Genomic DNA, 4,557 nt, shown 5'->3' on the forward strand with positions numbered 1-4,557 from the left:
CTCTGGATAACTCAGATGACCGTAGCACTCTCCCATCGCCTCGCTCCAATTTCAGCCACAGAAAACATGTCCTGTTGCACTTGGTTTTGGAACGGGGGGGGGCGGGACCAAGATTTCGGTGACACCTGCAATAACCCCCAAACCCACCCATCACCCGCAACCTCCGACCCCACCTGCCGGCCATGCCTCAGCGGCTGCGTTCGCCGCAACCTCGCCATGTCCAGGGGCCGCCCCTCCCGCTCAAAAATGATCCAATGTTTTGGTCATGCACGATGGTCCGTGATAGAGAACATATAACGAACAATATCCGTTCTTTGAAAGGTGAATCTCACACAAGTTCCCGGGCGTTCCTCGCGCGCGCGCAGGAGTCGTTGTCCCGTCTCTTGATCATGTTGAAGGCTGAGGCGCCCTACCCCGAAACCGGAAATACCCCCAAGAGCGCCGCCGCCACGCCCATCACCGCGCAGGTCGCCACCGCCCAGGGCCAGGTGAACCGCTGGTGGTCGCCGAATTCGACGCCGGCCAGGCTGACCAGCAGGTAGGTGGAGGGCACCAGCGGGCTCAGCAGGTGGAAGGGCTGGCCGACCAGGGAGGCGCTGCCGATGGCTTCCTTTGAAATCCCGTAGTGCGATGCCGCCTCGGCCAGGATCGGGACCACGCCGAAGTAGAAGGCATCGTTGGAGATGAAGAAGGTCATCGGCAGGCTGAGCGCCGCGGTGATCGGCGCCAGGTACGGCCCCATCTGGGGCGGGATCAGGGCCAGCAGGCTCCTGGGCATGGCCTCGACCATTCCCGTGCCGGTCAGCACCCCGGTGAAGATGCCGGCCGAGAAAATCACGGCGACCATGGCGATGACGTTGGGCGCGTGGGCGGCGATGCGGGCGCGCAGGGCCTCGGGTTGCGGATAGTTGATCAGGCTGGCGATCGCGAAGCCCGCCATGAACAGCACCGCCAGCGGCACGAGGCCCGTCACCAGGGTGATCAGCAGCGCCAGGGTCAGCCCCGCGTTGACCCAGAGCAGGCGCGGCCGGCGCGCTGCGGGGTCGGTGGAGACCGTGATCAATCCCTCCGCCTCCGGCGCGGATCGATCCAGCGTCAGGACGCCAAGACGACGCCGTTCGCGCCGGCCATAGACCCAGGCCAGCAGCAGCAGCCAGACCACGCCCACCGCCATCGCCGGCACCATCGGCAGGAAGAGCGCGGCAGGGTCCACCTGCAGCGCCGTGGCGGCCCGCGCTGTGGGCCCACCCCAGGGCGTCAGGTTCATGACCCCGCTGGAGAGCATGATCAGGCACGCCATGATCAGCGGGTTCAGTCCCAGCCGCGCATAGAGCGGCAGCAGGGCCGCGACGGTGACCATGTAGGTCGTCGAGCCGTCGCCATCCAGCGAGACCCCCACCGCCAGCACCACCGTGCCGACCACCACCCGGACCGGATCGCCGCGCACCAGCACCAGCAGGCGTCGCACGGCCGGATCGAACAGTCCCGCATCGATCATCAGGCCGAAGTAGAGGATGGCGAACATGATCATGACGCCCGTCGGCGCGATCTTCTTCACCCCCTCCAGCATCATGGGGCCAAGATCCAGCCCGTGCCCGGCGATGAGGCCGAACACCACCGGCACGACGATCAGCGCCACCAGCGGCGCGGCCCGGCGCGTCATGATCAGGGTCATGAACGTCGCCACCATGGCGAAACCCAGCAGCGCCAGCATCAGGCGTATCCCCGCGCCAAGCGATCCGGACTGGCCATTGATTTCCCCCGCTGGTGCGCGACTCTGACGCGCATAATGACCCGTCTCGTCAGCACAGGAAGGGACAACAAATGATCCTCATCGGCCAGTACGACAGCCCGTTTGTCCGCCGGGTGGCGGTGGCGCTGCGCCTGTATGGCTTCGACTACGAGCATCGGGCCCTGTCGGTGTTCGGCGACGCCGAAGCCATCGGCGCCATCAACCCGCTGCGGCGCGTGCCGACCTTCGTCACCGATGACGGCGAGGTCCTCATCGAGAGCGCCAACATCCTCGACTGGCTTGACGAACTGGCCGGACCCGAACGCGCCCTGATCGCGCGCGCGGGCCTGGAACGACGCGCGGCGCTCAAGGTCTGTGCGCTGGCCTCGGGCCTGGCCGACAAGGCCGTGAGCCTGGTCTATGAGCGCGTGATCCATCAGCGGGCGACGGCGGTCTGGGTGGCCCGCTGTGAGGCGCAGATCGAAGGCGTGCTGGATCTTCTGGAACTGGATCGGGCCCGCCGGGGCGTCTGGTGGTTCGGCGACCAGATCGGCCACGCCGATATCATCACGGCCTGCGTCCTGCGGTTCCTGGGTGAGGCGCATCCAGGGCTCTTCGATCCCGCCCGCTGGCCTGCGCTCGGGGCTCACGCCCGGGCATGCGAGGCCCTGCCGGCCTTCCAGGCGGTCGCCCGGCCCTTCACCGTGACGCTCCCACAAGCCTGAGCCGGGCGCTGCCCTGTTAGCTGATCCAGAGGATTTTCTTGCTCTCAAGAGCGGGCGCCCGAGCGACTTTCGGGACTCGCCTTCACATTATGATGTAATATTTTTTCTGATAATTATCATATAGTTTCATCATTTACTTCACATATTGCACAAAGATAAATCTCGCGCGACATTCTAATGCGGCTTAACCTAACGCGTTACCGATGTTCGAGGCATGCACGCGGCATACTGAATGCCCAGATAACTTGTGGCGATCCGTTCGGCCTTGAAGCGCCCGGCAACACATCTTCTTAAGCTCCGAGGTCGGGCCGACCTCGCTGGCGGCTTTGTCCGCAGCGGGCTGCTCCTGATCAGCGTCGTGCTGTCGCTACTTTGCGCGCTACCCGCGGTCGCCGATCCCCTGGAACCGGAAACCGCCGCGATCTCCAGCCTTCACGTCGCGGTCGGCAAATCGGCGCCTTTGAGCGTCACGGGGACGATCGCGCGCATAGTCGTGTCACAGCCGGAGATCGCCACCGTCGACACGGCCGGCCCCAATGACCTCTACGTGATGGGCCATGATGTCGGAGCCACCAATCTGCTGGTCTATGGCCCTGACGGAAGCCTGACGCAGGTGATCAATGTCGAGGTGGGCTACGACGGGGTCCAACTCCAGGATGACATCAACGCGCTGCTCCCCGGCGAACCGATCCACGTGCAGTCCCTCAGCGGTGGCGTTCTGCTCCGGGGCTCGGCGTCAGACGCCCAGGCCTCTGCGCTGGCAAGCGACCTGGCCGAGCGCGCGGCAGGGGGCGATGTCATCTCCCTGGTGGACGTTCGCCCGGACCAGATCCTGCTGGAGGTCCAGCTGGTCGAAGCCAGTGAGGATGATCTGCGCAGAATCGGCGTCGATATGGGCGCCTTGGGTTCGGGCTTCACACTGCGCACAGGTTCCGCCCCCAGTCCGACCGCGCCGCCGCAAGGCGTGGCGACCGTGAACGGAAACATCGGAAGCCTTGACCTGAACGCCGCGCTGCGGGTTCTGGAGCAGCGCGGGTCCGCGCGCATCCTCGCGCGCCCGCACCTGCTGGCCCTGTCGGGCGAGGCCGCGAGCTTCCGATCCGGTGGAGAGTTCCCCTACCCTGTGCCCACCCGCGACGGCGTGACCATCGAGTTCAAACCCTACGGCACGGCGATCTCGGCCCGGCCGACCCTGCAGACAAACGGCCTGATTCGCCTGGATCTGGCCGCCGAGGTCAGTGACATTGACCCTCGAAACAGCGTCACCATCGAGGGCCTGACCATCCCCGCCCTGAATACCCGGCGCGCGATCACCCACCTGAATCTTCGCGACGGCGAGACCTTCATGTTCGCCGGGTTGTTCTCCGAGACCGAACTGACGCAGCAGGGCGGAACGCCCTGGGCGGCTGAACTGCCGGTCGTAGGGTCCCTATTCAAAGCCGTCCACACCCGGAACCAGCGCCTGCAACTGGCGATCTTTGTGACGGCGCGGGTCATTGGCGCGCCCGATGCCGCTGACGTCGCGCCGCAGAGCCCCGATGATATTGCCTTGCGCGAGCCGGCATCGGACGTCGAAGCCGTCGCCCCGAGCGAGCCGAAGCCCAGGGGATTGAAGAAACTGCTGCGGTCTTCACCGCTCGCCGAAGGCGCCTCCCGCCGCCTCACCTCACTGTTCCACGCCACAGTCGAGGCGCCTGGAAAGGTCTGGGCACGGCTGGAGGGCTGGTCGCGCCGGATCCTCACGGCGTTCCGATCGGGCCCATCAAGAAGCCAGGCCACGCTCAAGAGTGCGGCGGCCAAAGCCGACTCGTGACAGCGTGATCCCGTTCGTTGGAACGGAGGTCATCATGCGGGCTCGTCAACCGGGTATTGCAAGCGCTGCTCTGATCACGGCAATGGCCGTGTCTGCGGGATCGGCCGTCGCTCGGCCACACGCGCCGCCGGCGCCGACCAGCAGGGCGCCAGCTTTCCTGCTGGTCGCCCTGGTTGACCCTGAGCACGCGACCGACAGGTTTGCCCGGACCCCAAGCGAGACGGTCCTGATGATCGCAGTTCCCGAGCCGGGACGCCTGACCGTCGTCACCGGCCAGAGCCGCAAGA

Annotated in this window: 4 protein-coding genes; 3 read left to right on the top strand and 1 reads right to left on the bottom strand. The window is 65.8% G+C overall.

What is annotated here, in order from left to right; translation table 11 throughout:
* Positions 1 to 409 precede the first annotated feature (409 nt).
* The gene (locus ACIQ3B_RS17995; protein ID WP_397405034.1) at positions 410 to 1,714 is read right to left on the bottom strand and encodes a CitMHS family transporter; all 1,305 of its coding nucleotides are present in this window, start codon (positions 1,712 to 1,714) and stop codon (positions 410 to 412) included.
* 110 nt (positions 1,715 to 1,824) lie between these two features.
* Between ACIQ3B_RS17995 and ACIQ3B_RS18000 the strand changes: the two genes are divergently transcribed.
* From ACIQ3B_RS18000 to ACIQ3B_RS18010, 3 genes are all read left to right on the top strand, one after another.
* Positions 1,825 to 2,457 carry a glutathione S-transferase family protein gene (locus ACIQ3B_RS18000; RefSeq protein WP_397405037.1) on the top strand — a complete coding sequence of 211 codons (633 nt, stop codon included), beginning with the start codon at positions 1,825 to 1,827 and terminating at the stop codon, positions 2,455 to 2,457.
* Positions 2,458 to 2,722: 265 nt separating this feature from the next.
* Complete coding sequence (locus ACIQ3B_RS18005) at positions 2,723 to 4,270, top strand: type II and III secretion system protein family protein (RefSeq protein ID WP_397405039.1); 1,548 nt, start codon at positions 2,723 to 2,725, stop codon at positions 4,268 to 4,270.
* Positions 4,271 to 4,304: 34 nt separating this feature from the next.
* The coding region (locus tag ACIQ3B_RS18010) for a hypothetical protein (protein ID WP_397405040.1) at positions 4,305 to 4,557 on the top strand (253 nt) is incomplete at its 3' end.

It is taken from the genome of Phenylobacterium sp. (genome assembly GCF_044358365.1).
Lineage (GTDB): Bacteria > Pseudomonadota > Alphaproteobacteria > Caulobacterales > Caulobacteraceae > Phenylobacterium.